This window comes from Bdellovibrio sp. ZFWA1 (genome assembly GCF_056175665.1).
Genome location: NZ_JBJKJH010000001.1, coordinates 1,512,550 through 1,538,154 on the forward strand (window position 1 = coordinate 1,512,550; position 25,605 = coordinate 1,538,154).

Below are 25,605 nucleotides of genomic sequence, written 5' to 3' on the forward strand. Positions count from 1 at the left end.
TTGTCATCTTGCCAATCCCGGCTGTACAGGCTGATATGTTGCCCGTGTACAAATTCGTAATGAGCGAGAACTCGATAATTGCCTCTAAATGCACCGACGAGGATCAAGAGCGAGTATCCAGCAAAATGGCCCTTTTGGCAGAAAACGAAGGCCATGGAAAAACGCAAATTACCTTACGTATTAAGGCTTGTACTCATAAATATGGACTGAAAAAATTTAAGTTTTCGTTCGTATTGCCAGAGCTCATCTTCAATACACAGTGGCTGTTGGCCATTCCAGTGGGACAAGGCAAATCCAGTGGCAGTGTCTATGTCCAGCGTTTGGCTGACAACGGCGAGGCGGCGGTTTTTAGCCTCAATCCTGACTCTTTTGGAAGCAAAGCCGAAGGAGTTCAATCTATTAAAATATCGATTCCGAACACAGCTAGTGCCAGTGAAAGTCTTTTGACTCTGACTCAAGGTGTGCCGATGTGGAATGCTTTACAAATCACCTATAAGGGTGGTTTCTTGATGCCCACAGTTGTGCTAAATGGAAGCCTACAATTGGTTGAGTTTGAAGAGGTTTCAGAGTGAAGTTCTTCAGTGCTTTAGCACTTCTTTTTTCAATAGGTCTAGACTCAGCACTGGCATCAAATGTCAGTGCTGAGGTGCTTTTGAAGCAGGCCTATACAAACAATCCTAGCTTGAAATCACAGCAGCAGTCATTAGAGGCTGCTTTATCCAATGTCGGATACGAACGTTCAAGTTTTTTTCCTGAACTCTATGTTTTTGCGGATCGTTCTAAGTCTCGTAAAGAGGGATATCTAAATTCGGATGTAACGACAGATAGTTCGGGTTTTAAAATTCAGTGGAATCTTTTTAATGGTTTTGCGGATTGGAATACCTATCAGTCAGCTAAGTTTTCTGCAGGAGCGGTAGAAATTGAGCTGCAAAAAACAAAGGTTCAGACTCGATCAGATCTACACCGCGCACTAGTTGACTATTTAGTAAGCCAAAAGGCACTTGAAACCTGGAATAAACTATTAAAACTTCAAAAAGATCAGCTGCTGGTTGTTCAGTTGAAATATCGAAATGGATTAGATGCATTGTGGACTGTTGAAGTGACTAAGGCCAATCTAGAAGTCACCGAGGCCACTCTTAATGCCGAGAGGGCAAAAAATATTTTAGCTAAAGAAAAATTAGAAAGTTTAATTGGCGCGAAGGTTCAGGAAAATTCGCTGCAGTCTGAACTCTTAGAACTGCTGCTAAAAAATCCTCTGCAAATTTCTGAAGAAAATACTGTTTCTATTGAGCAAAAGATTCTAGCGCGAAAGCTTGAAGCTTCAAAGTTGACAGCGGCGGCGGCGCGATCTGGATTTTTACCAGTGGTGAACCTAAGCTATCAAAATGGCGAGTCACGGCCGGATAATACAGGAAAGACGACGGAACAATCAATTGGTGTGACTTTCACGTGGTCGTTATTCAGTGGCTTTGGCACCTATTTTTTAAATGCTAAAGCGGGGGCCGAGGCTCGAGCCTTAGAGTATAAACTAGAAAGTTTGAAGTCTTCAGTTGAAAGCAACCTGAAACAGTATCAGCTTGGTTGGGACGTTAAGCGGTCTCAATTAAAAGCTAAGGAAGCTGAGTTAAAGGCTTCTCGTTTATGGTCTGATACGATTGAAAAGCAGTACCGCCTTGGGACTCGGGATTTTTCTGCTTGGGATCAAGCGCAAAGTAAGCAAATTTCATTAGAGCGAGAATATCTGACAGCACTTGCCAATGCGTGCTATTCGAAAATTGAAATTGAACAGTTTCTTGGAATGACAGAGGCCTTATGAAGAATTGGAAATTGATTGTAGTCGTTGTCCTAGCGATAGCCGTGGGGCTGGGATTTTTGTACAAGGCTCAATTTACTAGTAAAGATATCTATGAGTCTGTCCAGCCGACGATGTCTAATTTTGTCTTAAAAGTAAAGTCGAGTGGTATGGTCACTCCGAAAAATAAGGTAGTCATTCCTTCACCTATTTCTGGGCGCATCGACCAAGTTTTGGTCGAAGAAGGCGCAAAGGTTAAAAAGGGCCAAGTCCTTGCTATTATGAGTTCCGCCGATCGCGTGGCGTTGATGGATTCCTTGCATGCGGAGGTCACCGAGGAAGAAAAAGCACAGGTGCTTTCTATGTACCGACCGATTCAGGTGTTGGCTCCTGCTTCAGGAACTATTGTTAAGCGTTCAATCGATAAAGGGCAGTCGGTCAGCCCTCAAAATACGTTGTTCGAAATTTCGGATGTTTTGATTGTTCTTTCAAAAGTAGATGAAACTGATATTGCTAAAGTAAAACTTGGTCAAGAAGTAGAGGTTGTCGTCGATGCTTATCCCGGCGAACAATTTCCGGGGGTGGTTGATCGGATTGGTCAGCAAAGCACTGTAACCAACAATGTAACAACTTACGAAGTATTTATCCATTTGTCGGGACAGCTACCGGACTCTATTAAGTCCGGTATGTCTGCATCGGTCGCTTATATTGTAATGAAGAAAGATAATATTCTGACATTGCCATCTTGGTTGACAGAGGGGCGAAGAAATACAAGCTTTCAAGTGCAAATAAAAAATGGCAGCCAAAAACTCATCAGCAAAGAGATCCAAATCGGTGAATCTAATGGAGAGCTTGTAGAGGTATTATCTGGATTAGAATTGAACGAGGTCGTGTATTATAAACCCCTTTCCTACGAGCAAGATCAAAAAGAGGCTCCATTTAGTGTAATGGGGCGTAAGAAGAAGTAATGCAACCATTAATAAAAGTCCGTGGATTAACAAAAAAATATGTCACAGAAGTGGGCGATGGAGAGCGACTTGAAGTTGCGGCTCTTGCTGGCATCGATTTGGATATTCACCAGGGCGAGTTCGTGGCTATCATGGGGCCAAGTGGTTCGGGTAAGTCCACCCTGATGCAGATATTGGGATTGCTAGATCGATCAACTTCTGGCGAGTTTCTTTTAAATGGATTTGAAGTATCTAAATTGTCCGATGATGAGTTGGCGTCACTTCGCTCACGCATGATCGGATTTGTTTTTCAGTTTTTTAATTTATTAGCACGATCTACCTGTATCGAAAACGTGGGTTTGCCAATTGTCTATTCGGGTGGATCGGATCCGCAGTCCCGTGCGATCGAACTTTTAAATAAGGTCGATCTTTCCCACAGGCTTACTCATCGTCCACATCAGCTCTCTGGAGGCCAACAACAGCGTGTTGCGATTGCGCGCGCTTTAGCAAATTCCCCTAGGATCATTTTTGCGGACGAACCTACCGGTAATATTTCGACTCAGCAAACTGAAGAAGTATTAAATCTTTTAGATGATCTAAATCAACAAGGAGTCACCATCGTATTGGTCACTCATGAACCAGAGGTGGCTCGGCGGGCGCGCCGCCTAATTACAGTTCGAGACGGTAAAATCACACAGGATGAAGTTTTACAAAGTCCAGTTGTGCGATGCTCTGATCCAATGGATGTTCCGGTTGTGCAGGCAGAGTCACGTTTTCAGTGGAAGCGAATCAAAGAAAATCTAAGGATGGCCTGGAGTTCGTTAACTTTAAATATGCTGAGAACTTCCTTAGCAACCTTGGGAGTGATGATTGGTATCGCTTCTTTTGTGGCAATGGTCGCTATTGGTGAAGGTGCTAAAAAAGCTGTCGGTGATATGATTTCCTCGTTGGGTACAAATATTTTTAATATTCGTGTTGTAAACCCTAAAGGTGCAATTGGAGGTGATTCTTTCCGACGTTTTGACTTACATGACCTTGAGTCTCTTCAGCAATTCGCTAAATCAGTTTCAGCAATTAAAGCTGTTGATGGCCAGGTGTATGGTGATGCGACAGTCAGTTTTGAAAACAAAAGTTTTTCGGTAGAAATAGTCGGAGCCACAGCCTCGATTGAAGAAATGCAAAATTTTAAACCTGTTGTTGGGCGTTTTTTCACCGAAGAAGAAGATCGATTGCAGGCACGAGTGGCTCTTATTGGTCAAACTGTGGCAAAGAATTTATATGGGAATAGAAATCCTGTAGGGTCTTTAATTAAGATTAATAAAATGGATTACGAAATAATTGGTTTATTACCTAGGAAGGGTAGTTCTGCGTATCGTGATCGTGATGAACTCCTTATCGTGCCTTTACGAACAGGTCTGAATCGAGTTCTTGGCAAAAAAACATTTAGTGTAATGACCGTGGCTGCGGTCTCTTCGGAGGCTATGTCGGTTGTTGAAAGCTCTGTGGATAACTTCATGATGCAGCTTAGGCAGGTTCGCGATCCCGAATCAAAAAATTACGACATTAGAAATATGAACGACATTCAAGAGCTTTATAGTCAGTCGACAGGAATTATTTCGTCAATGCTTAAGGCTATTTCGATAGTTTCATTACTTGTTGGTGGCATCGGGATTATGAACGTTATGTTTGTATCTGTTAAAGAGCGCACCCGAGAAGTTGGATTAAGGAAAGCCATCGGAGCCCGCCGCTTCGATATACTCTCGCAGTTTCTTGTTGAATCGACGTTGATTGGTCTGTTTGGTGGATTGGTCGGAACTTTGCTTGGTTGGGTTATTTCTATTTTGGCTTCAGAGCTGTTAGATTGGGCGACATTATTTTCGATGACCTCGGTAATTATTGCCTTCATTTTTTCATTCGCTGTAGGTCTGATTTTTGGATTGTGGCCAGCTAAACAAGCTGCGGATCTTTCACCGATTGAAGCCCTTCGATACGAATAAAAAAAAGACAGCTTTATTGGCTGTCTTTTTTTATTAATTGCGGCTTTTGAGTTCTGATAAAACTATCGTGATATGCAACCAAAGGTTGTTCTGGCGTTTCTCTGCAGTAAACTCCGATTTTTACGTAAGGTCCTTTATCGTCATTGTAGCCAATGGGGCCTTTGTAGGAGACGATACGTTGTCCATTGCGCCAGATATTTACATAGCCGCTTGAGGAGTAGTCCCAGCGAACCTCAAGTTGAAAGAGGTTCCATTCATTTCTTTTGAACAGTTTGTCAGAATAAAGAATAACCTCTGGGCCCGGGACGCCATTTTGAATTTTTGTCGTGCTACTTCGCGAGGTGATCACAAGTTCTCCGTGCCCCCGCAGGCGAATAGCTATCGGCGGATTGCGATCGCCATCGCCGGGGTCCTTCTGGTCATGCCATTGTGCAAATAGGCAAGAGTTAGATTCAGCAATTGGAAAGTCATCCGGAACGAAGAAAGCCACCTGATACCATGTTGTTTCGAACATCGGAGCATGCCACGGATCTCTGAGTTCAGATCTCCAACCATCGGAAACGTGTTCACCTTTTCTAAGCTCAAACCGAGCGGCTCGTCCGCCTTCAAAAACAATTTTGTCTTGAAGTTCAAAAGAGTGTTCTTGGGTGATGCGTTTTATATCCCAGTTTTTAAGGTCGGCTTCGGATTCAAAATTATCGACATGGGTATCTTTTGGTCCCTTAGGAGCAAAGTAAAAAGCAATTCCTGTAAGGACTGCCAATGAGGCAAAAAGCCAAATTGTTTTATTTTTCATTTACAGCCTCCATTAAAATACGAGTGGTGTTTTTAGATCCGTTGATATTGACGTCAAAATGGATACGTTTGCGGTTTAGTTCATGGCTTATTAATTCGGATAACTTCTCGGGGTTTAGATCATTGGCATAGAACACGCTAAGCTGCCCTTTTTTTTGCAGCTCTACAGCCCGAAGATTTTGCTCGATATTGGCCATATACGGATAGACGAGAGCAGGAGTCTTTGTATTAAGAATATTCATAACGGTATTATATCCCGCCATACTTATAGAGAGGCTGCATTTTAAAAGCTCTTCTTCAAAATTACTTAAAAAACCGACTGATACTAAATTGGAATGTCTTTGACTTAAATCTGATACTTTATTTTTAAGTTCAGAAGGGGCGTACGGACCAGTGGCTATTTTAAAAATAAAGTCTGGAAATTTTGGCAGACACTCCAAGACGGCCATTACCATATCTGCGCCTACAATGCCTCCACCCATGCTTACTAGTATAGACTTTTCACGCTGGGGATGAGTCTCTTCTTTTGCTGATTCTGTGACGAAGCCGGTGTAACGGATTTTATTTTCAAATAGTCCTGCTGATTTGAATGTCTCATCTAGTTTTATAATCTGTGCATCGGAATGGACCAAGACTAGATCGTAATATTCTTGAATAAGAGCGGCAATCTTTTGCTCTCGTTGTTCGGAGTCCTGCTTTTCAACCAAGATATCACGAACCGACGTTGCAGCGATCAAGTGGGGATTAATCTGCTTAGCCGCAGAAATTAGCTGCAAGACTTCATTCTTAAATTTGTTACGTCCAAATGGAAAGAGTTCTGTAACAATCACGTCAAATTTTTCAGAGTCTAGAATCTTGTGAATACTGCTTCGACGTGCAGCAAAAATATCAGGTAAGGACATTATCTGGTTGGGGTCAAAAAGGCTCGAATCCTCTTCGCGCATAAGTAAAGGGTTAATAAAATGATGATGGAAATTTTTATGACGTACAGTCTTTCCAACGTCTGGGCCGCCTTGAATAAAGTGAACCTCAAAATCCGTCACTAAGCTTTCACAAATCGCCAAAGACCGGGTCAAATGACCTATTCCTAGCAGGTGTTGACAATAGAAAAGAAGCTTCGGCATCTTCATCGATAAGGCTCCAGTAAGCTTTCACAATTTTTGATTAGAACCTGGCTGTTAAAGACTGACGCTACCTTTTTTCTTGCGGCAACTCCGATTCTGCGAGCAATCTCAGGTTCATCAAGAAGACGTTCTAAAGCCAGAGTTAAAAGCATCGGATCTTTTTCAGGAATAAGAATGCCATCACTTCCATTTTCAATTAATTCAGGAATGCCTGAAACAGCGGTTGCGACCACAGGAAGTTCCATGGCCATGGCTTCGGCTACTGTGTTAGGAATTCCGTCTCGGTCGCCAGAGGCTGTCAGTTTGGATCCGCAAATAAAGATACCGCCTTTATTCATACGCTCAATGATCTGGGGATGGGTTGCAGTATAGTGAAAATGAATTTGATCCGTAAGATGTAATTTATCTCGCAGGGCTATAAGTTCTTTTTTTAATTCTCCGGCGCCGTAAATATCGTAAGTGAATGGAACGTCTTTTTTCTTTAGATTCGACAGGGCTTCGAAGATCACATCGTATCCCTTTTTTTCTACCAAACGACCAACGCTTAGGAAGTTAGATAGCTCTGCTTTTGAGTATGTAAGAGGCTGGGATGGCTTGAAGGATTCTAAATTTATTCCATGATACACTTTGTGGATCTTTTCGGCTTTGATTCCAGGTAGACTCTTCATGAAGTCGTAGTTATAGCTTGTACACGTCATTATCAGCTCAGAATTGTTAATTCGCTCAATTAATGATTGTTGAGGGATTGTGTAGATATCTTTAGCGTGCGCAGAAATGGAGTATTTCAATCCTGAAATTCTTGAGGCGTAAAATGCCAATTCGGTCGGCGTATGCGCAAAGTGGGAATGTAGGTGATGAATAGAAGAGTCTTTGTGTCCTAGTTTTTTCTTCGAGACGATCCAAGCGGCCTGAAAGAAACGTTTGATCGGACTGTCATCCCATTGTTTAAGGCTGCGGAGAGATGCAAGAGCGAAGTAGAAAAGATAGCGAGTTGGGTAGCTCAAGAATGTTTTTATATTCTCTTGGGCGACAGTTTTGAATTCGGTCCACATATATTCAGGAATATAGGTCACGGGAGCCTTTATTAAAGCAACAATGGGCTGGCGCTCGGGTTCACGGGCTTTCCGCATCGATATAATTTCAATTTTAAAACCTTGCTGCTCAAGTAAATAGATTTCTTGAGCGATAAAGGTTTCGCTGACCCGAGGATATCCTTTTAAGATGAAGGCAATGGCAGTTTGTCTCATAGTATTCCCTTCTGAAAAAGTTGTTTAAAATTTTTCAGACCGTCTGCTTTGAAGCTATTTTGGCTTAGATCTTTAGATTCTAGAGTTGCCAGAATCGTTGCCCATATAGACTCAGGGGTTGTTAATTCCGGATGCATAAACTGGCAAAGATTTTTTTCTTTAAAGACTTCTGCGCGAATTAGCTGCTCTTTCCGAGGCTTGACTCTTGGAAGAATCAAGGGCTTCTTCCCCATAGCCGCAAGTTCTATCATTGTGTTATAACCACCCATCGAGACAACAAGATCGCTTTTTTCGAACACTGAAAAAGTATCGGGATTGAAAAGATCCACTTTTAGATTTGGCAAGTTGTCTTCAAGTTTTTTTAATCTTTCATATCGATTCACGTCCGCAAACGGCCCTGTTAGAATGTAGTGATTAAAAGGTAAACTTTTTTTACTCTCTAGCATCGAGTGCCATGTATCTAGTATCTCACTGCCATCGCCGCCACCGCCTAGGGTCAGCGTTACAACTGGCAAGTTGGGATCAGCAAAGTTAAATGAAAAGTCTGTTTTATTAATGTTATCTTGTGGATGTACATAGCCCGTGTACACGATTTTCGATGCGAGATCGGAATCGAGATCATACTCTTTTGCAAAGTCATAGACTTGTTGGTTTCCATAAATAATCAAATGATCGAAGTAGCGCTTTAATGATTCGGTGGTGTCGCGCTTATCCCACTCATCTAAAACGACGGATTTTTCATCTAGAATATCTCGGAAGCCACAAACAATTTTGCAGTTCTTGCGATTTTGTCTAAGGAACTCTAACGAGGGAAGTAGTTCTCTTTTTACTCCCAAAGGTTCTTTATCAATAATTAAAACGTCGGGTTGAAACGAGCGGACCGCGCTTAATATAAGGGAAGAGCGTAAATTCACAAAGCTGTCGATAGGAACATTCAGGGCGCGCGGAACGTATTGGCCATTGGGTTGCTTTGTGAATCCAGGAAGATTTAGATATTCAATTCCATTTGAGCTTGAATACGAACTTGCTTTTGGCGATGCGCAAATAATTAAAATAGATTTGTCGGGGCCTGCAATTTCATTTGCAAGCTTTTGGGTTCGGCGAATATGGCCCAGTCCGAATGTATCATGCGAGTAAAAGATTATTCTTTTAGGAGAGATTTCGTTCATGGTTGAGTCTCGATTGGAGCAATATCGTTGTATTTTACTACTTTAAATTGACGCTTATTAATTTCGGCAAGTAACAGGTCTAGGACTAAAAAATCGTTATCCTCCATGTGCTTATGGTGAAGCATGACTCCGCAGATATCTTTTTCAGACCACGTCTGTTCAATAGCACTTATTATTTTTAAGGGGTCTGTGATTTTGCCCTTTTTTGAAGTGTGAACATCGATATCAATATTCAGATCAATAATCGAATCGACATTTGCAAGCTTACCTGGATCACGGGAAAGAACTTTAAAGCCAGCGCCAGAAAGAAGCTTGATAAATTGTCCTTCGATGCGATTCCAAGGAGGAGTAAAAGCCGGGTAGAATTGTTCTGGAAATAGGGACTTTGTGATTGCATATGCTTTTTTTAAGTCGTAAGTGACACCTTCAACAGTTCGTTCTGCTCCAAACTCAGCCTTTTTTCCAGAGCTTTGATGGTCTAAGTGCGAGTACCCATGGGTATGAACTTCAAGGATATCTTTATCGCTAGAGAAATGATTGGCTTTGTAAGTGTCTTGGCAATAAAGCGGTATGGCCGCAGCACAAAGTGGTAGCTGATGCTTTCGAAAAATACTAAGCATTTTATCGAACTGTTGGGGCATCCAGCCTAAGTCGTCATTTCTAAAGAAGATGGTCTTTTGGCGAGTCATTATTGAATTCCTTCGATATATTTCTTTTTCCAGTGTTTGGTGACATTGCCCAGATTATTTCTTAAAAGAAATCCACCTAATCCACTAAATCGTATCTGGTTATTCTGTTCAAAGGCACGAGTGTAAGCGCCAATCAATTCCGGTCGCGACAGAAATCCACTCCACTGAGAACGTTGACCTCGATTTGTATTGATTTCTAGGATTCGCATGAAGCCATTATTAAATACCAAAATATCTAAGCCCCAGGCTTGATTGTTTAAAAAATCTTTCGGTAAGATATCCAAGAAGTCTTGAACGTAGTCCTGCGCTAAATAGAAGTGGCGTTCATTTTTAATTTCGTTACTGGCCCAACGCGAGTACGAAGCACCTCGAAGTACTTGGCCCTCATAGGTATGAATCCTAATTTCTTGAAGCATTTTTGATTTTTCAAATTCCTGGTATCCTGCCAGAGTGGCAATATTCTCCTGCAGAATGAATTCTTCTCCGCTAGCTAACGTATTTAGCAACGGAGAAATCCAATGGCCGGCCTGAGCGATCGCCGTCATTAGATTTGGGTTTCGCTGATAGAGTTCATTCACGATTTGTTCATTCTTGAATATATAAAGGCCGACTTCGCCACCGCTATTGATGACAGTGCTTGGTTTTAATATAGCCCCTTTCGGGAAGCTATTTTTAAGTGCTGACTCAATGTTTTCGCGGGTCGTATTCTCTAGATCCAGCTGATGTTTGTGGCACCACTCGGCGAGTCCCATAGTGTAAGGATGAAATTGAGAAATATCGTCTGGAGCATAGGCAGCTAGCTTTTTATAAAAATAGAGCTTGTCAGCCAGCAGCTGAGTTTCTTGATCGGCTTTGATAATGCCATATTCATAAACAGCTTTTAGCCAGGCATTTCTGACCGGGCGGCATGGAATCTTTATCATTGCTGCGCCTCCGCTGATATTCGTACTAGGTTTTCATAATCAGTTGAATTTTGTTTGTGCTCTTCGTGTGTAGCGATATGAGGATTTTTGTCTTTTTCGAAATATAAAACTAAAGTAGCTAGCTCTAATTCATCAATCTTGTGAGTCGAAAATAAAACAATCTTTTCTTTGGATAATTCAATGATTGAATTCATAACCATTTTTGAAGAAATCGGATCAAGCCCTGACGTTGGTTCATCGAAGACAAAAGCTTGTGAAGTTTTTGTACGCAAGAATGCGCGGGCAAGGCTTAGTCTCTTGCTCTGGCCGCCTGATAGTTGCACTCCACCTTCGCCAATTTGGGTATCGAGACCATCAGGAAACTCTTTAACAAAGGTATCTGCATTAACTGCTCTTAGGGATGACCAGAGTTCTACTTCGCTTGCGACGACTCCGCCCATCACTAAGTTTTCTTTAATACTTGCGGATAGAAAAAAGGAATCCTGCGATATGACACAAATGCAGGTTCTTAGCTGTTTTGAGGAAAACTGGTCTGCGGGAATTTCATTTATTAAAATTTCCCCAGAGCTTGGCTGGTTTAAGTGATTTAAAATCTTGATAAAGCTGCTTTTACCAACACCAGATGTTCCGACTAGGGCGATAAGTTGGCTTTTTGGAAAGCTAAACGAAATATTTGAAAAAAGCGGTTTTGAATTTTTATAGCCAAAGCTAATTTCTTGAAGGCTAAGCAAATCTAAACCTTCTATGTCCATGGAGCCACGACTTGACTCTTCTTGATTTAATAGAGCCTCTTCTTCAACTTCAATAAGACGATCAAGGCTAGCATTGGCCTTGCCCCACCTCGAGATCAAGTTTGTAATTTCTCCGATCGGCCGATTCAGAGCTTCTAGGTAGCTAACAAAAGCAAAAAGCATTCCGACTGATAGCTCGCCTTTTAAAATTGCAAAGCCTCCAAAAATAAGAACGACTGTTCGTAGTAGGTTGCGTGAAATTGAAAATCCTGCATTTAAAAGCGAGGCAAAGATTTTGGTTTTTGAGAATTCAAAATTAATCTCTTTTTGACGAGAATCTAATCTGCTGAGGGCTTCGTGCTCTGCGGTTAAAGATTTTAATAGAGAACTTGAATTGAGAGTTTGCAGAGCCTCTTGATCGTACGCATTAGATTTCGATCTTAATCTTTTTTCAAAAAACTTAATTTTATTCGAAATTAACGAAATACTTCCATAAAGCAAAGGAAGTAGTACTAGTACAATCAGCGCAAATTGCGCATTCACGTAGAACATTGCACAGATTGCAAATAGGAGTGTCGGGGCTGCACGGAAGAGGACCGCAAAAGTGCTAGTGACGAATAACTCTAAGTTTTGAGTGTCGCCAGAGAGGCGACCTAAGAGATCCGCCTTGCGTTTGCTTTCAATCCAGTTGAACTGTCCATTCAGAATGATTTTTATAAGCTTACTTTTTTTGCTACTAACTAAGCGAGTGATATTTGCTGCGCAGATTTGTTCGTCGATAAATTCAAGCAGTGTAATGAATCCGCCGATGCTGATACTTGCCAGGCCAAGAACAATCAGTAGTTGATCACGACGCCAGTTCGAGCCTGCAAAATCAATGGCATTTTTTAAGTCGCCAGCAAGGACACTGTCTAAGGCGAATTTAATAGGCAAAGGAAATGCTATTAGTAAGATGGCTTGAATTAGATAAATCATTGCAAGCAGGCTTAACGAGCCCGACATATTAGAAAGTTCAGATTTCAAAAAACGATATTGCGATTGCATATTTGTGAGCACTATACTGGGTGCAAAATGCATTGTCAGACAGGCTGTTGTTAATAGAAAAATTTGCAGGAAAATCTATATGTTAGAGTTATTTTTTGTCCGCCATTGTTCGACCGAATGGAACGAGCAAGGGCGGTATCAGGGGCATAGCGATTTGCCGTTATCACCTTTGGGTGAAGGCGAAGCTAAACGCCTTCGGATTCCTGCAGAGTGGGCAAATTCCTTAGTCATTTCAAGCTCTTTAAAGAGAGCCTCTCAGACAGCGATTTTAGCGTTAGGCAAAGCGCCGCTGCTGAGTACAGCCCTCGTCGAGCAGAATTTTGGAAGCTGGGAGGGGCTCGAAATCGAGGCTATGAAGAATCGACAAGAATTCTGTCCTCCGCACTACGGCTGGCCGGGGTGGGAATGGGCGCCTCCGCAGGGTGAATCTTATAAAGAAGTGGCAGACCGCCTTCATGTTTGGGCTGAAGATCTAAGTCAACAGGGGGTGACTCGTGCCTGCGTTTTTACCCATAAGGGCGTGTTGTTAGTGCTTTTAGCTTTAGCCTACAACTGGGATTTGCATTCAAAAAGGCCCTTCAAGATTAAGCCTCACTGTGGTTTTCACTTAAATTGGAGTCAAAAGAAGGGCTTTGAAGTTGTAGATATTAATATTGCTCTTTTTCCAGGGTAAGGGCCGTCATTCCACCTTCTACCCAGTAGATATTGTTATATCCAGCTGTGATTAAATTTGGAATAAGCTGTTTTGATAAAGATCCATCTTGGCAAAGGACGACAATTCCAAAGTCGTTGGGAACTTGTCTTTCTTTTATTTGTACCAAGGCCTCCGAGAGCGATGATTGAATCATCCATGTAGAAAGATGAATTTTTTCGAGGGGGCCATACCAAGATTTTAAATCTACATCCAATGTAACAAATAAACAGGGAATGCGCCCACGTATTAAGTTGTCTAGTTGAAAGTAGCCAATAGTATTTTCCATTAAGTACTCTTCTTTCCATGTTCGGGAATTTTTTCGAAGATGTTTAAGACAATAAAAAATGCCATCGCTGCCATCAGTCCACCAGTGACGAATGGCGATGTCTGATGAACTTGTCCATATAGAAATCCGCCAATGGCCGGGCCAATAATACGCCCCAAGGAGGCCATGCTTTGTGTTACTCCTAAGGCCGCACCTTGTTCGTTTGACGGCGATAGTAAAGAAATACTGCCAAGGGTCGCTGGATTGGTTAGACCATTTCCTAATGAAAGAAGTGTCATAGTTACCGCCATCCAACCAATATTAGGCGCGAAGGCAATTCCTGCAATTCCTAACGAAAGACAAATTAAACCTAAGCGCAAGACTTTGCGTTCCCCCCATTTAGGAATAAGTCGGCGAACAAGGAAGCCTTGGGTGAAGACAATGATGACTCCGATATAAGCAAATCCAAAGCTGACTTGTTTAACGTCCCATTGAAATTTGTCTCCCATGAATAAAATCAAAGTAGCTTCCATTGCGGACATTGACAAAGAAGCTAAGCCAAAAACCGTGATTAATGAGCCAATAGTGGGTTGCTTGAAGAACTGAGCGATCAACTGCAGGCGTTTTTTAGAAGTAGAGTTCCGATTTTTTTCAGTTAAGGATTCTTTTAAAAACTTCAATCCAAATAAAAATGTACAAAAGCAAATGGCTGCGACCCAAATGGCCGCAAATGACGTGTTGAAGTGTTTTGCGGCGGAAATAGTTTGTCCCCAGGCTGCAAGTCCTCCGCCCAAAGCCGGGCCGACGACAAAGCCTAAGCCAAATGCTACCCCGATTAAAGCCATACCCTTTGATCTTTCGTTGGGTGGAGTAATGTCAGAGATATAGGCAGATGCCGTTGAGATACTCGCTCCAAAAAATCCACCTAGTAGGCGGGCTACAAAAAGCCACTCTAGCGTGCGAGCCCATGCGAAAACTAAATAAGAAAGTCCTTCAGCTAAAAGGCAAAATAGCAAAATCGGTCTGCGACCATAACGATCACTCAGCTTTCCCCAGAAGGGAGCGAATAAGAATTGCATCAAAGAAAAAGTTGATAAGAGCAAACCAGTTTGTAACGGCGTTGCTCCAAAATCACGACTTAAGATGGGTATGATGGGAATGATCACGCCAAATCCGACCAAGTAGATAAAGACGGTAAAGAATATAACGGCCAGTTGAGCTTTTTTATTCGAGATTGAGTTTGTTTCCATAAGTTGCTTTCAGTTATTATTAGGAAGTCATGAAAATAGCAAATAATCTTCTTTTTCCGCTCTGTTTATTTGGTCTGATTCAATGCGTGGTTATGCCAGCTTTGGCCGTCGATAATTATAAGACATTTCGACGAGATGTCTGGGAGTTTGAAGCTGCCACACAGTTTTACAAAACAGAGGCTAATTTTACTTCTGCTGGCGGGAGTTATTCTAAGCTAAATAGTGGAAACTACTTCCAGCAGATCGATCTTACCATAGGCTCTCGCTTTGTCTCTGACCGCGATTTTGCTTTATTTGGGTACTTCAATACTGGCATTTCCGAGTCGAGCTCTAATGGAACGGTCAGAAACAACTCGGCGCCGGCCAGTGCCTTGGCTGGTATGGAGTACCTGGTTTATTCCGAAAGTTTTCAGGTCGTGCCTGAGTTTGCAGCGGTATTTCCCTTTGAGACTTATAAAAATTCTGGAGATAGCGTCATGAATAACGAGGGCGTCATTGAGCTGCGCCCCGCAGTTACTGTTCAATCCGATTTTTCAGGTAGTTATCTTTGGTTTGTGAAGGCGGGATTTTCGTACCGAGATCAGGGACGCTCATATCTTCTGCCTTGGCACGTGGGCGGAGAAATGAAGCTTCCGTCGTCCCGGCTGGGGGCTCGAGTTTATGGATTTCAGAGTATTACTGACGATAAAGACACATCGACGAAGTCGGCTCGATTGGCGGCTTCTGACAATGTAAACGGCGGGTCTTTGCATTGGTATGCGGTGAACCCATCTGTCATATCGGCGGAAGCGTATTATCGATTTCGTATCACAGACGGCTGGGTTGGTCAGGTTCACGGCGGTTTAGATGTTACCGGCACAAATTATTCTTCAGGGTTTTATGTCGGAGCTTTTGTCCGCTACGCTTTTGATGTTTCAAGTTGGTATCGAGACACGCCGACTGAATACCAGGAAACTAAAGTGAATCGACCTGAAGGTCAAAGCCAGATGTATCGGGAAAGTATCAAGAAGCCAGAGCCTCAGTTTAAAGAAGATACGAACGATGGTGTGGATCAAAAAATATTTAGGATAAAGCCAGTCACGCCAAATCCATCAAGCGGTGAGCTTCAACAAGAGTTGCAAGATGCCGAAATGAAGGTGAAATTGCGTTCGAATAAAAAGAGTAAGCGCAAAAAATAAAATAAGCCGGTTTAACGCCGGCTTATTTTATTTTTAGTTTCTCTTTTACAAATTCCATTTCGACATCTTCAATTTGAAATATTTTATTTTTTGATGTGTCGCCTCGATAAAGGTGAATCTTTTTCTTTGCAACTCCTAGCAGGTCCGACAGGAATTCAATAATTGCTTCATTGGCCCGGCCCTCTATTGGTGGGGCGGTGATTTTAATTTTAACGGCCCCATTAAAGGGGCCGATAACTTCATTTTTTGAAGACTTCGGCTGAGCAACTATTGAAACGCGCACGCCCGAAGCGAATTTTTCGATCATGGATTAGTCAATAGAGAGCGGAGAAATCACCGAACTTCTTGAGTGGGCAGAAGTTGACTGAGCTCCGGCTTCATTTACGATATTATGATTTGGTAAATGGCTATTTGGCAGATATTTTTCGCCCTGCTCAAGAAGGGTCAAATGAGCCTGCGCCATCGCCTTTAAATTCGCTTCAAACTGCATGCGAACTCGTTTAAGGTCATTGACCTCTTGATACATTTTCTTCATTGAGTCTCTTGAGTCACGAGTGATGATCTCCGCTTTTTGCTGAGCATCGGTGATAATAAGCTTCGCTTCGCGCTCTGCATCTGCGCGAAGGCGATCTGCCATTTGCGTTGCAGTAGCAATTGTACTTTTGAGTACAGAATCACGCTCTTTGTACTCAAGTAGCGAAAGATCTTTTTCACGAAGCGCTTCACGCAAAGAATTTCTTTCGTGAGTCAAGGCTTCCATGGCTTGGGCGACCTGCTGTAAGAAGTCCATGACCTCATCGGCATCTAAGCCCATCATTTTTTTATTAAAGCTTTTGTGTGCAATATCGATAGGAGTTAATTTCATTCGTTCCTCCATGAACAAAGTCATCGTCTATAGAATACCTGTCCATGGAGGATTTCCGCAACCCTATTTGTTTTCCCGGGCCATTTCTTTGTTTCTGAGGGCCGCTTTTTCGAAGCTAATACGCAAAGCTCGCTCAATTTCGAGTTCACGCATAGACTGAAGTCCAGCTGCGGTCACTCCTTTTTTCGAGGTCACCTTCGCTTGAAGCTCGGTGATGCTTTCTTTTGCTTGGGATGCTAAGGCCGCAGCACCCATGAATGTATCGACGGTCATGCGATGAGCTTGCTCGCGCAAAAAGCCATGCTCTTCAAGCCAATCTTGAAAGTAAGTCATTAGTTCAAAAACAAAACCTGTCCCTGACGAGCACGCAACCATTAGTGCTTCAAACTGATCTTCATCATCATTTGCAATCACAGTTCCAAGAGGCTTGAACATAGCTTCCGTAATCTCTTCCAGTCCCTCGTCGATCTCTGATGTATAGTATCCAATCACACCTTGTCCGATTAAAGACGGAGTGTTGGGCATAACTCGTATGATTCGGCATTGAGGAAGCAGATTTTCTAGTGCATCCATGCGAATTCCAGCAGCAATTGAAATCACTATCTGTCCTTGATGAAAGCTTTGCGATATCGGTTCAATTGCTTGAGCCAAATCTTGAGGTTTCATAGCTAAGATAACAATATCTGAATTTTCGACAAGGTCTTCATTGCTTTCAGCAGATGTGACGCCGAAGTTCTCGCGAATTTTAAGTAGTTTTCCTGGAGTCCTATTCGAGACTTTAAGATTTTGAAGCGGAATCATTCCACCTTCGATCATCCCCTTAAGGATGGCCTGAGTCATGTTTCCGGCTCCGATGAAGCCAATACGTTGTGTTTTTAGAAGATGTGCCATTCTATTGAATTTAATCTCTTGGGGGTCTTTCGCCAAATAAAATTGTGCCGATTCTGACAATTGTGGCTCCTTCCGCAATGGCAATCTTCCAGTCACCACTTGTTCCCATAGACAACTGGTCCATAGGGTGGCGGTTAAGATCGCAGTTATTTTTTAAATCTTCTTGCAATAATTTAAGCTCCCGGAACCACGGACGACTTTCTTCCGGAGCCTCCGCTAAGGGTGGCATCGTCATTAGGCCCCGAATACTGAGGCCAGGGATTTCTTGAAGTGCAGGCCATTGCTTCTGGAGTTCTTCAGCCGTCAAGCCCTCTTTGCTGTGCTCTTTGGCGATATTTACCTGAAGAAGGACTTCTTGAATAAGCTGCTTTTCGAAGCTCTTTTTGCCAATCATCTGAGCTAACTCTAAAGAGTCTACCGAGTGAATTAACTGAAACTTTCCGATGATAGAGTTCACCTTCTTTTTCTGAAGATGTCCAATCAAGTGCCAACGAATTTGCTGACCGCAATCGCTCAAGGCCCGTTGTTTTTCAAGAACCTCTTGAACATAGTTTTCCCCGAAATCTAATTGCCCTTGGGAATAAAGTTCTAATATTTTTGAAATGGGTTGTAGCTTCGAGACAGCAAGAATGGTGACCTTTTGGGGGACATCCTGGATGGCGGACTTAAGTTGAGCGAGAGTCACCGTTGCTGCCATAGATTTATTCTAGGGCTTAAGACCCGCTTGTTGGAAGAGATTTTTCACGACGCTGACGGGCAGTCCAACAACATTGTCGTAAGACCCTTCAATTTTATCGATAAAATTTTTCGCGCCACTTTGAATTCCATAAGATCCGGCCTTATCCATAGGATCGCCGGTGGCAACATAGTCTTCAATTTGTTGGGTAGAGAGTTCTTTAAAGTGAATCCAAGTTGTCTCGATATGAGAATATTCTTCTTTGGTTCGAGAATTAATCAGTACGATCGCGGTGATAACTTCATGAGGGCAGCCGGACAGTCTTTTTAAGGTCGCAACCGCATGCCCTGGGGTTTCAGGCTTTCCTAGGGTCTGGTTGTCTAAGACGACCTCGGTGTCAGCAGCAAGGATATAGCAGGTCTGTTGAGCTAGCTTTTGGTCCTGTTCGACTAAAGTTAAAGTTCCCATGGCCTTACGTCTAGCAATGTCCAAAATCTGCTGTCGAACATTCAGGTTTTTGTCAGGAGTTTCCGATACTTTAGATGCAAGAACCACGAATTCAAAACCGGCTTCCGCTAGCAGGCTTCGACGACGTGGTGATTCCGATGCCAAGATAATTGTGCTCATGGAATCAACTTAGCAGCAAAGAGGATATAATGGGAAGTGCAGAGTTCATGTTGATCATAGGATTGGTGCTTGGGGGCCTTGCGACCTTCATGTTCATCTCTACTATTTTCAATTCAAAGAACGAAAAAGCCCAGTTATCCTGGGCAAGCAATGATGAGCCGGCACTTTCTAAAAATCCTATTATTAATTTCTCTCGTCCATTGGTGCATCAGTTTACACTTCAGCATGCTTTGAGAGTTCGTAATGAGGGATATCGCAAGAAGGTACGTAAGTTAATCATGACTTCGGGTCTCTCCAGAGAGTTGAATGAGGACGAGTTTATCGGACTTCAGATTCTTTGGGGCGTGATGTTCCCTGTATTTTTGGCGATCTTAAATTTTTCGTTAGAGTTAGGATTTTCTTGGCCTGTAATTTTAGGACTGGGATTAATTGGATTTTATCTTCCTCAAATTCACGCCAAAGGTGAAAAGAAAAAACGTGAGCTAAGTGTTCGAGCGGATCTTCCGTTTTTTATTGATCTATTGGCATTGTCAGTGGAAGCCGGATTGGATTTCTTCTCGGCTATTCAAAAGATTGTGGATAAAGCCCGAGGTTCAGAATCGGTATTGGCCGATGAGTTGGGCACTGTCTTGAAAGATATCAAAATTGGTGCCTCTAAGCAGCAAGCACTGCGTGATTTTGCCGAACGATTGGATATGAACGAAATCACCTCATTTGTGGCAGTCTTAATTGACGCGGAAGCGACGGGTGCTCCGATTTCTCAGGTGCTAAAGGATCAGTCGGTGCAAATGAGGCTTGAGCGCTTTGTGCGTGCTGAAAAAGCCGGAGCTCGCGCCTCACAAACCGTTTTAATTCCTATGATGTTATTTATCCTGCCTGCGGTTTTTATAATGGTTTTTGGGCCGATTGCAGTTTCCTTCTTTTATGGGGGAGGCAAGTAATGGCACAGCTAATTAATAAATCAAAGGGCTCTGAAATTATAAGACAGCTTGAAATCGCTGAGTCTTTTTTTGCACGAGGCAAGGGTTTGCTTGGAAGAAGCCATTTATCCGAAGGGCAAGGGCTACTTATAAAGCCCTGTAACAATATTCATACGTTTTTTATGAAGTTTGCGATTGATTGCGTTTTTGTAGATAAAGAATTTAAGGTTCAAAAGGTCGTGGCTAATATAAAGCCTTGGCGAATGGTGGGGCCTTTTTGGAAAGCCCACTCGGTAATTGAACTTCCTTCTGGATTTGCAGCTAAGAAAAACATCGAAGTAGGAGATCAACTGTATGTGGGGAATTAGGATTCTTACGGGCCCCCAAGCAGGCCAAACGCTTCCGTTAAAACCTGGACGAAATGTTCTGGGGCGGGCTCCTCATTGTGATATCAAAATATTAAGCGCTGGAGTTTCTAAAGAGCACAGCGAAATCACGGTGTTCCCTGACCGTGTGACGGTCACGGACTTGAAATCTAGTAATGGTACTTATATTAATGGGATCAAAGTTCAAACAGGTCAAATTAGACTGGGTGACAAGGTATCAGCCCACGATGTGATCTTTGACCTTATTGCCGTTTCCCAGCAGAGCGAGTCCGTTCGAGCGCCAGCTCCAGCAGCACCGCGTCCGCAACCGGTGGCTCCTCCAATGGGTTATGGAATGCCGCACGCGACACCGCCACCTGCTGCTTTTACTCCTCCGCCGGCTGCCTTCACTCCGCCCCAAAACTTTTTTGAGCAACTTCATGCAAAGTTCAACGAATACATGGAACGTGTAGCTTTGCCGGCCATATATAAGGTGGCCGAGTGGTTAGATCTAAAATATATTCTTCTGTCTTTTGTGATTATATTTATATTTATGACGACATTGTTGTCGATGATTCCCATGGTGACGATTACGAAGGAAAGCATTATGGCCGAATCCATGAGACGTGCAAAGTCCCTGGCGCGTAGTGTGGCGACTTTAAATCAAGGTGCTTTATTGCAAGGGAATATCACGGGTCTTTCTACTTATACGGTCGAGGCAGAAGAGGGTGTAACTCAAGTTTTAATTATTGATCAAAGGGACGGTAGCATCTTAGCTCCTGCTTCAAGAGCCGGAGTTACGGCGGATTTGCCGTTTGTTCATGTAGCACGTCAAGAGAGCCGAGCGATGACAGCTCAGATTGATTCCACCACCATCGGAGCTAGCTTTCCTATTGGAGCGTTTGATCCTAATACTGGCGAACAATCGGTAAAAGCTCACGCCGTAGTTTTATATGATATTTCCGCGTTGGATTTTGATACGGGTCGTGCACTAAGTCTATTTTTACAAACGTTGGTAATATCCAGTGTCTTGGGTATGATTTTATTTTATTTCCTTTACGCATTGATCGAACATCCGTTTAAAGCTCTGAATGCAGAGCTGGATACAGCCTTGCGTGAAAAGCGAGATACCACAACTGTAAAATTTATGTTTGCTCCTCTTCAGGCTTTGATTAGCAATGTGAACTCATTACTCAATCGCTATATCTCTGGCGATTCTAGTAATGGTGGAGCTATGATCAATCGTGATGGTGAGGCTGAAAATCTGGTGAATATGATCGGATTTCCAGCGATGTGCCTAAGCGCTGATGGACGAATCATGGCTGCCAACGGGGGATTTCTTCAGGTTGCAAGAACCGAGTCGTTAGCTGGAATGCAATTGGCACAGATTCCTGATTCCGCTCTTCAGCAAAATATTCAATTTTTGATTCAGAAGTCTCAGGAAAACTTGCGAATGATTCATACGGATCATTTAGAGTTCAGTGGGCATATGTGTACGCTGAGTTGTCAGGCGATGGCATCAAACGGGCAAACTGTTGATTACTATATCTTTACAGTGGCTCCGAATGAAGGGAGCGGTGGCTAATGGTGGCGGCTCCAGTGCAAGGTCAAGTTTTATTAAAGCTTTCAATTCAGTCGGGCCCACATGCCGGAATGAATTTAGATCTTTCTAAAGAGGTTATCGCTATTGGGCGAGGCCCCGAAAATGACGTTGTCTTGGCGGGTGATGCGAAAGTGTCGCGCCAACATGGAGAGTTCCGTTATCGCGACGGCGGCTGGCATGTTGTTAATCTTAGTCAAAAAAATTATCTTTTAGTTAATGGCGAAAAATTAAATACGGCAGAACTTGAACCTGGCACAAAAGTGCAATTTGGGGATTCAATAATCATAGTTGAATTCTCTGCGCCCAAGTCTGCCGATCCCGATCCCGTTATCCAGTTTCAGCCTCCGGTGGCACCAGTGGTATCGAATCCTATTCCACAGGCTTCGGCGCCACTAAGTTTTCCAGCGATGACCCCTCCTCAGGCTCCGTCGTCGCAAGCACAATCCGTGAGTATTTTAAATAACTCATTAGCGCGGCCGCAAGCTCCTACGCCGCCACCGACGATGTATCAAACATCTGGGAATTACGGAGGGCCTATCGGTTATTCAGGTGGGCCAGTAAATACGGGAATGCCTGCCTCAAGTTCTGGTGGCATGGATGATGGCAAAAAACGTTTTTATATTATTTTGGCCGTAGTAGCCGTACTGGCTTGGTTCTTTCTTTCAGACTCTGGCAAGAAGGTAAAGAAAGATCCAAATGCAATTCGAAGTGCAGATCAAATTAAGATGGATATTCAGACAACTGAGCGTTCAATAGTTCAATTAAAAGAAGAAGAAGAAAAACGGCGTTCGATTCAGTATAAAAAGGCCCAGGAAAATTTAGTCCGTGGATTCCGTGACTTTCAACAGGGGCAGTACTCTCGAGCTCGGGATAGCTTCCAGGTCGTTCTAAATCTGGATCCTGAAAATGAGTTAGCACAGCGGTACGTCCAGTTGGCTCAAATAAAATTTGATCAGCAGGTCAAGGAGCTGATGCTGCAAGGGGCTCGCAATAAAGAAAAATTAAATTGGCGATTGTGTATGGATTCATTTTCGAAGGTTATGACGATGTTGCAAGGTCGTAAAGATAATCCAACCTATGCTGAGGCTCAGAAGTATTTCGAAGCCTGCCGACTTGAGGCAGAAGGGAAGTACTAATGGCGCGGATTATCGTTAAACTTCGTGGAAAACAAGTGTCGGATATCCCTTTGGATGATTCTCGTGAGTATGTGGTCGGACGAAAAGAAGACTGCGATATTGTCCTTCAGCCCGAAAAAGGAATTTCTCGAGAGCATTTTAAGCTACTTTCCCAAAATGGTGTTTGGTTCGTAGAACTTGTAAGTCGCTATGGTGAAGTCATTTTGGCTGGAGAAAAAGTTTCCGAGCGTGAGCAGTTGGACCACGGAGTTCACTTCTCGGTGGCTCCCTATGAGTTTGAATTTTCAATGGCAAGTTCGTCGCCTCAGGAATTGGCCTCAGATGTTGGAGCCGAAAATCAGGAAATTTCTGGTGATGAAAAAACTTTTGTTGGTGTCGCACCTAGCGTTCCTTATGTGAAAATTTTAGATAATTACGGTGAGGCAAAAGAACTTTTCCGACTTGAGGGGGGTGACTCTTGGATCGCAGGTCGAGAAAATACGGCAGCCATAGTCATTCGTGATCAGCGTGTCAGTCGAAGACAGTTCGAAATAAGAAAGATTAACGGCCAATTTTTTATAACAGATCTTGGAAGTGTTAATGGCACTTTGGTTAATGGTAAAGCGATCGGTGACGAATTGACGCCGATTCGTAGCGGTGATGCCATTTCAGTCCTAGATAACAATCTAGTCTTCGAACTTCATGATCCAAATTTTAAGCAGCGAATGGAGTTGGTGGTGGCTCCAGCGCCAGCCGCCGTTAATTTTAGTAACTCCCAGGATTTATTGCCTTCAAATATTCAAGATATCGGAGGCGATTCTCAAGTGCCTCAGGCGTGGGGTGGGTATTCCCAGGCGCCCGCTCCATATGAAATGCATGCTCCGATGCCAATGCCTCATCAAACGATGCCGCAGATGCCTTATCCAGGGGCGAGCGGTACAGTTGCAAACGGGAAATTTGATTTTGAGAAGAACAGGCCCAAATTAATTATCGCTGCGGTTCTAGTTCTTCTTTTGGCCTGGTTTTTTACTGATTCGGATAAAAAGGATGGGGATAAGGCTGGTGCGGCAAAAGAAGCTGCAAATAAGGCGAATGATCCTTTGGCGAAATTAAAGCCTGAAGAGCAAATGTTGATAAAACAAACTTATCAACTAGCGAAGAATTATTATATGACGGGCAAATATGAGTTAGCCCAGTCTGAAATTAATAAAATTTATCAAAAGGTTCCTGACTACGAGGATGTTCGAACGATCGAACGTTTAGCGCGGGAAGCGATTGCTATTCAAGAGCAAAAGCGAAGACAAGACGAGTTGGAAAAGGTACGTCGAGAAAATGAAAAAGCGATTCAAAAGCAAGCTGATGAGTGTACAAAGAAATTGAATCCAGATGTTAGTGTCGAGGAAATCGAAGACTGTTTGTCTCCAGTGATTGCCTTAGAACCCAGTCATCCAAGGATTCTTGAACTAAAAAACAAGGCTGCCGCATTTACCGAAGCTCGAGAGATTAAAGCAGCGCAAGATGCTGCTTATAATGAGAATGTTGGTAAGTTGGTGGCAATCTATCAGCGGGCCGAGAAAGTTGCTGAATCTGGAAATAACCTGGAAGCCATCGCTTCTTATGAAAGGGTCTTGGCGCAGAATCTTCCGGATCCGCGCGGTCTAAAGAAAAAATCCAAAGCGGCGATCGCGGCGATTAATTCTAAGATGAGCACTCAAACTGATAAATACATGAATGAGGCTGAAAAGCTTTACAATGCCCAAAATCTTAAGGGTGCAATTTTGTCCCTAAGAAGGGCCTTAAAAGTAGATCCTCGCAATACTCAGCTTCAAGATAAAATTGATATCTACATGAGTGAACTGCGGAAGCAAATGATGGTCCTTTATCAAGAAGGAATTTTGGAAGAGTCCTTCGGTAACGTTGACGGCAGTGAGACAAAACCTGGTGCCAAAGACCGTTGGAAAAAAATTTTAGAACTCGATGTGACAGACGGGGAATACTATAAAAAGGCTTATATTAAGCTAAAGAAATATGGAGCCTTGTGATGATTTTAAAAGAAAGATCGTACTCGACCAAATTATTTAGACCAACACCAAAGGTGTGGATTTCAGATGAACAAAATTTGATTGTCATTGCCTCTAGCTGGGGCGATTCCGATCATGCCCAGCTAGTCATTGATGAAGTTTCTAAGTATGTGCTAGCTGCTATGTCTGATGTCGAAGTGACGTCGCCATTCGAGTTTCTTCCTTCTTTTTCGGCAGAGGTCAATTATTTACGGATTGGTTTTCATATCGCTAACGAAGTGGTGTTTCGCACATTGAATAAATCCGAGTTCACTGCAGGAGTAGAGGCTGTTGCCATCCTAAAAAGAGGCGACGTATTGGCGTGGGCCCAAGTGGGACATCCTTCTGTTTATCTTTCCAAGTTGCAGGGAACTGAGCCGATTGGTATAGAGCGCTCGATGGGGGCAAATTTACCGGGGAGACTGATTGGGTTGGATTCATCATGTTATATTCAATCGGGTTCGATTAAAATTGAAGAAAATGATCAAATTGTGTTGCTGGCGGGAAGAACTACTAGTCCAGATTTCTATGCTCAGTCCTCGGCAAATCTTTCACTTGAAGGTCTTACAAAGGCGGTGATTAAAACTAACGGAGATGATCCATTTTGGCTAGGAATCATTGATCCCCAGTTAGCTTAG

General features: G+C 43.0%; 26 protein-coding genes. 12 read left to right on the forward strand and 14 right to left on the reverse strand.

What is annotated here, in order from left to right; translation table 11 throughout:
- The first annotated feature begins 59 nt into the window (after positions 1-59).
- Genes AC04MN_RS07300 through AC04MN_RS07315 form a run of 4 tightly spaced genes read left to right on the forward strand, consistent with a single transcriptional unit; the run spans position 60 to position 4,736 of the window.
- On the forward strand, positions 60-572 hold the full coding sequence (locus AC04MN_RS07300; protein ID WP_475382527.1) for a hypothetical protein: 513 nt from the start codon (positions 60-62) through the stop codon (positions 570-572).
- Positions 569-1,816 (forward strand): TolC family protein, encoded by a 1,248-nt coding sequence (locus AC04MN_RS07305; RefSeq protein WP_475382528.1) that lies wholly within the window; start codon positions 569-571, stop codon positions 1,814-1,816. Before AC04MN_RS07300 ends, AC04MN_RS07305 begins: the two co-directional genes overlap by 4 nt.
- Entirely contained in the window at positions 1,813-2,760 is a 948-nt protein-coding gene (locus AC04MN_RS07310) for an efflux RND transporter periplasmic adaptor subunit (protein WP_475382529.1), read from the forward strand. The genes AC04MN_RS07305 and AC04MN_RS07310 overlap by 4 nt, the downstream gene beginning before the upstream one ends.
- Positions 2,760-4,736, forward strand: a complete 1,977-nt coding sequence (locus AC04MN_RS07315; protein ID WP_475382530.1) for an ABC transporter permease — start codon at positions 2,760-2,762, stop codon at positions 4,734-4,736. The genes AC04MN_RS07310 and AC04MN_RS07315 overlap by 1 nt, the downstream gene beginning before the upstream one ends.
- A gap of 13 nt (positions 4,737-4,749) precedes the next feature.
- Here AC04MN_RS07315 and AC04MN_RS07320 read toward each other — a convergent pair whose 3' ends face one another.
- From AC04MN_RS07320 to AC04MN_RS07350, 7 genes are read right to left on the reverse strand one after another with little or no spacing between them, the layout of a single operon-like run.
- The gene (locus AC04MN_RS07320) at positions 4,750-5,532 is read right to left on the reverse strand and encodes a polysaccharide lyase family 20 protein (protein WP_475382531.1); all 783 of its coding nucleotides are present in this window, start codon (positions 5,530-5,532) and stop codon (positions 4,750-4,752) included.
- Positions 5,522-6,661 (reverse strand): glycosyltransferase family protein, encoded by a 1,140-nt coding sequence (locus AC04MN_RS07325; RefSeq protein WP_475382532.1) that lies wholly within the window; start codon positions 6,659-6,661, stop codon positions 5,522-5,524. Before AC04MN_RS07325 ends, AC04MN_RS07320 begins: the two co-directional genes overlap by 11 nt.
- Positions 6,658-7,902 (reverse strand): glycosyltransferase, encoded by a 1,245-nt coding sequence (locus tag AC04MN_RS07330; RefSeq protein WP_475382533.1) that lies wholly within the window; start codon positions 7,900-7,902, stop codon positions 6,658-6,660. The genes AC04MN_RS07325 and AC04MN_RS07330 overlap by 4 nt, the downstream gene beginning before the upstream one ends.
- Positions 7,899-9,071 carry a glycosyltransferase family protein gene (locus tag AC04MN_RS07335; RefSeq protein WP_475382534.1) on the reverse strand — a complete coding sequence of 391 codons (1,173 nt, stop codon included), beginning with the start codon at positions 9,069-9,071 and terminating at the stop codon, positions 7,899-7,901. Before AC04MN_RS07335 ends, AC04MN_RS07330 begins: the two co-directional genes overlap by 4 nt.
- Complete coding sequence (locus AC04MN_RS07340) at positions 9,068-9,760, reverse strand: polysaccharide deacetylase family protein (RefSeq protein WP_475382535.1); 693 nt, start codon at positions 9,758-9,760, stop codon at positions 9,068-9,070. Before AC04MN_RS07340 ends, AC04MN_RS07335 begins: the two co-directional genes overlap by 4 nt.
- Positions 9,760-10,683 (reverse strand): hypothetical protein, encoded by a 924-nt coding sequence (locus AC04MN_RS07345; RefSeq protein ID WP_475382536.1) that lies wholly within the window; start codon positions 10,681-10,683, stop codon positions 9,760-9,762. Before AC04MN_RS07345 ends, AC04MN_RS07340 begins: the two co-directional genes overlap by 1 nt.
- Positions 10,680-12,437, reverse strand: a complete 1,758-nt coding sequence (locus tag AC04MN_RS07350) for an ABC transporter ATP-binding protein (RefSeq protein ID WP_475382537.1) — start codon at positions 12,435-12,437, stop codon at positions 10,680-10,682. The genes AC04MN_RS07345 and AC04MN_RS07350 overlap by 4 nt, the downstream gene beginning before the upstream one ends.
- 100 nt (positions 12,438-12,537) lie before the next feature.
- Between AC04MN_RS07350 and AC04MN_RS07355 the strand changes: the two genes are divergently transcribed.
- Positions 12,538-13,131 (forward strand): histidine phosphatase family protein, encoded by a 594-nt coding sequence (locus tag AC04MN_RS07355; protein WP_475382538.1) that lies wholly within the window; start codon positions 12,538-12,540, stop codon positions 13,129-13,131.
- On the opposite strand, the gene AC04MN_RS07360 is transcribed toward AC04MN_RS07355, so the two are convergent.
- Together AC04MN_RS07360 and AC04MN_RS07365 are read right to left on the reverse strand one after the other, a co-directional pair.
- Positions 13,106-13,438 carry a rhodanese-like domain-containing protein gene (locus AC04MN_RS07360; RefSeq protein WP_475382539.1) on the reverse strand — a complete coding sequence of 111 codons (333 nt, stop codon included), beginning with the start codon at positions 13,436-13,438 and terminating at the stop codon, positions 13,106-13,108. The two genes, AC04MN_RS07355 and AC04MN_RS07360, sit on opposite strands and share 26 nt — an antisense overlap.
- On the reverse strand, positions 13,438-14,667 hold the full coding sequence (locus tag AC04MN_RS07365) for an MFS transporter (RefSeq protein WP_475382540.1): 1,230 nt from the start codon (positions 14,665-14,667) through the stop codon (positions 13,438-13,440). Before AC04MN_RS07365 ends, AC04MN_RS07360 begins: the two co-directional genes overlap by 1 nt.
- Before the next feature lie 29 nt (positions 14,668-14,696).
- On the opposite strand from AC04MN_RS07365, the gene AC04MN_RS07370 reads away from it, so the two are divergent.
- Positions 14,697-15,845, forward strand: coding sequence for a hypothetical protein (locus tag AC04MN_RS07370; protein WP_475382541.1), 1,149 nt, complete (start codon positions 14,697-14,699; stop codon positions 15,843-15,845).
- 22 nt (positions 15,846-15,867) lie between these two features.
- On the opposite strand, the gene AC04MN_RS07375 is transcribed toward AC04MN_RS07370, so the two are convergent.
- The 5 genes from AC04MN_RS07375 to AC04MN_RS07395 all read right to left on the reverse strand — a co-directional run bounded on the left by AC04MN_RS07375 (position 15,868) and on the right by AC04MN_RS07395 (position 18,904).
- Positions 15,868-16,152, reverse strand: a complete 285-nt coding sequence (locus tag AC04MN_RS07375) for a DUF167 domain-containing protein (protein ID WP_475382542.1) — start codon at positions 16,150-16,152, stop codon at positions 15,868-15,870.
- Positions 16,153-16,155: 3 nt separating this feature from the next.
- Positions 16,156-16,710, reverse strand: coding sequence for a DivIVA domain-containing protein (locus AC04MN_RS07380; protein WP_475382543.1), 555 nt, complete (start codon positions 16,708-16,710; stop codon positions 16,156-16,158).
- 63 nt (positions 16,711-16,773) lie between these two features.
- Positions 16,774-17,661 (reverse strand): pyrroline-5-carboxylate reductase, encoded by an 888-nt coding sequence (proC, locus tag AC04MN_RS07385; RefSeq protein ID WP_475382544.1) that lies wholly within the window; start codon positions 17,659-17,661, stop codon positions 16,774-16,776.
- Positions 17,612-18,298: a YggS family pyridoxal phosphate-dependent enzyme gene (locus AC04MN_RS07390; protein WP_475382545.1), complete on the reverse strand. Its 687-nt coding sequence runs from the start codon at positions 18,296-18,298 to the stop codon at positions 17,612-17,614. Before AC04MN_RS07390 ends, proC begins: the two co-directional genes overlap by 50 nt.
- Positions 18,299-18,307: 9 nt before the next feature.
- The gene (locus AC04MN_RS07395; RefSeq protein ID WP_475382546.1) at positions 18,308-18,904 is read right to left on the reverse strand and encodes a Maf family protein; all 597 of its coding nucleotides are present in this window, start codon (positions 18,902-18,904) and stop codon (positions 18,308-18,310) included.
- 29 nt (positions 18,905-18,933) lie between these two features.
- On the opposite strand from AC04MN_RS07395, the gene AC04MN_RS07400 reads away from it, so the two are divergent.
- The 6 genes from AC04MN_RS07400 to AC04MN_RS07425 are packed head-to-tail and all read left to right on the forward strand — an operon-like array spanning position 18,934 to position 25,605.
- On the forward strand, positions 18,934-19,845 hold the full coding sequence (locus AC04MN_RS07400) for a type II secretion system F family protein (RefSeq protein ID WP_475382547.1): 912 nt from the start codon (positions 18,934-18,936) through the stop codon (positions 19,843-19,845).
- Positions 19,845-20,192, forward strand: coding sequence for a DUF192 domain-containing protein (locus AC04MN_RS07405; RefSeq protein WP_475382548.1), 348 nt, complete (start codon positions 19,845-19,847; stop codon positions 20,190-20,192). The genes AC04MN_RS07400 and AC04MN_RS07405 overlap by 1 nt, the downstream gene beginning before the upstream one ends.
- Positions 20,179-21,774 (forward strand): FHA domain-containing protein, encoded by a 1,596-nt coding sequence (locus AC04MN_RS07410; RefSeq protein ID WP_475382549.1) that lies wholly within the window; start codon positions 20,179-20,181, stop codon positions 21,772-21,774. Before AC04MN_RS07405 ends, AC04MN_RS07410 begins: the two co-directional genes overlap by 14 nt.
- A complete protein-coding gene (locus AC04MN_RS07415) occupies positions 21,774-22,928 on the forward strand; it encodes an FHA domain-containing protein (protein WP_475382550.1) in 1,155 nt (384 codons plus the stop codon). Before AC04MN_RS07410 ends, AC04MN_RS07415 begins: the two co-directional genes overlap by 1 nt.
- The gene (locus AC04MN_RS07420) at positions 22,928-24,949 is read left to right on the forward strand and encodes an FHA domain-containing protein (protein WP_475382551.1); all 2,022 of its coding nucleotides are present in this window, start codon (positions 22,928-22,930) and stop codon (positions 24,947-24,949) included. The genes AC04MN_RS07415 and AC04MN_RS07420 overlap by 1 nt, the downstream gene beginning before the upstream one ends.
- Positions 24,949-25,605, forward strand: a complete 657-nt coding sequence (locus tag AC04MN_RS07425; protein ID WP_475382552.1) for a hypothetical protein — start codon at positions 24,949-24,951, stop codon at positions 25,603-25,605. The genes AC04MN_RS07420 and AC04MN_RS07425 overlap by 1 nt, the downstream gene beginning before the upstream one ends.

Excerpts from the sequence above, each read along its gene's own strand:
- AC04MN_RS07300 (WP_475382527.1), top strand. The coding sequence starts at position 60 with ATGAGCGAGAACTCGATAATTGCCTCTAAATGCACCGACGAGGATCAA.
- AC04MN_RS07310 (WP_475382529.1), top strand. The coding sequence starts at position 1,813 with ATGAAGAATTGGAAATTGATTGTAGTCGTTGTCCTAGCGATAGCCGTG.
- AC04MN_RS07315 (WP_475382530.1), top strand. The coding sequence starts at position 2,760 with ATGCAACCATTAATAAAAGTCCGTGGATTAACAAAAAAATATGTCACA.
- AC04MN_RS07320 (WP_475382531.1), bottom strand. The coding sequence starts at position 5,532 with ATGAAAAATAAAACAATTTGGCTTTTTGCCTCATTGGCAGTCCTTACA.
- AC04MN_RS07325 (WP_475382532.1), bottom strand. The coding sequence starts at position 6,661 with ATGAAGATGCCGAAGCTTCTTTTCTATTGTCAACACCTGCTAGGAATA.
- AC04MN_RS07330 (WP_475382533.1), bottom strand. The coding sequence starts at position 7,902 with ATGAGACAAACTGCCATTGCCTTCATCTTAAAAGGATATCCTCGGGTC.
- AC04MN_RS07335 (WP_475382534.1), bottom strand. The coding sequence starts at position 9,071 with ATGAACGAAATCTCTCCTAAAAGAATAATCTTTTACTCGCATGATACA.
- AC04MN_RS07340 (WP_475382535.1), bottom strand. The coding sequence starts at position 9,760 with ATGACTCGCCAAAAGACCATCTTCTTTAGAAATGACGACTTAGGCTGG.
- AC04MN_RS07345 (WP_475382536.1), bottom strand. The coding sequence starts at position 10,683 with ATGATAAAGATTCCATGCCGCCCGGTCAGAAATGCCTGGCTAAAAGCT.
- AC04MN_RS07355 (WP_475382538.1), top strand. The coding sequence starts at position 12,538 with ATGTTAGAGTTATTTTTTGTCCGCCATTGTTCGACCGAATGGAACGAG.
- AC04MN_RS07360 (WP_475382539.1), bottom strand. The coding sequence starts at position 13,438 with ATGGAAAATACTATTGGCTACTTTCAACTAGACAACTTAATACGTGGG.
- AC04MN_RS07365 (WP_475382540.1), bottom strand. The coding sequence starts at position 14,667 with ATGGAAACAAACTCAATCTCGAATAAAAAAGCTCAACTGGCCGTTATA.
- AC04MN_RS07370 (WP_475382541.1), top strand. The coding sequence starts at position 14,697 with ATGAAAATAGCAAATAATCTTCTTTTTCCGCTCTGTTTATTTGGTCTG.
- AC04MN_RS07375 (WP_475382542.1), bottom strand. The coding sequence starts at position 16,152 with ATGATCGAAAAATTCGCTTCGGGCGTGCGCGTTTCAATAGTTGCTCAG.
- AC04MN_RS07380 (WP_475382543.1), bottom strand. The coding sequence starts at position 16,710 with ATGAAATTAACTCCTATCGATATTGCACACAAAAGCTTTAATAAAAAA.
- AC04MN_RS07390 (WP_475382545.1), bottom strand. The coding sequence starts at position 18,298 with ATGGCAGCAACGGTGACTCTCGCTCAACTTAAGTCCGCCATCCAGGAT.
- AC04MN_RS07395 (WP_475382546.1), bottom strand. The coding sequence starts at position 18,904 with ATGAGCACAATTATCTTGGCATCGGAATCACCACGTCGTCGAAGCCTG.
- AC04MN_RS07400 (WP_475382547.1), top strand. The coding sequence starts at position 18,934 with ATGGGAAGTGCAGAGTTCATGTTGATCATAGGATTGGTGCTTGGGGGC.
- AC04MN_RS07405 (WP_475382548.1), top strand. The coding sequence starts at position 19,845 with ATGGCACAGCTAATTAATAAATCAAAGGGCTCTGAAATTATAAGACAG.
- AC04MN_RS07410 (WP_475382549.1), top strand. The coding sequence starts at position 20,179 with ATGTGGGGAATTAGGATTCTTACGGGCCCCCAAGCAGGCCAAACGCTT.
- AC04MN_RS07415 (WP_475382550.1), top strand. The coding sequence starts at position 21,774 with ATGGTGGCGGCTCCAGTGCAAGGTCAAGTTTTATTAAAGCTTTCAATT.
- AC04MN_RS07420 (WP_475382551.1), top strand. The coding sequence starts at position 22,928 with ATGGCGCGGATTATCGTTAAACTTCGTGGAAAACAAGTGTCGGATATC.
- AC04MN_RS07425 (WP_475382552.1), top strand. The coding sequence starts at position 24,949 with ATGATTTTAAAAGAAAGATCGTACTCGACCAAATTATTTAGACCAACA.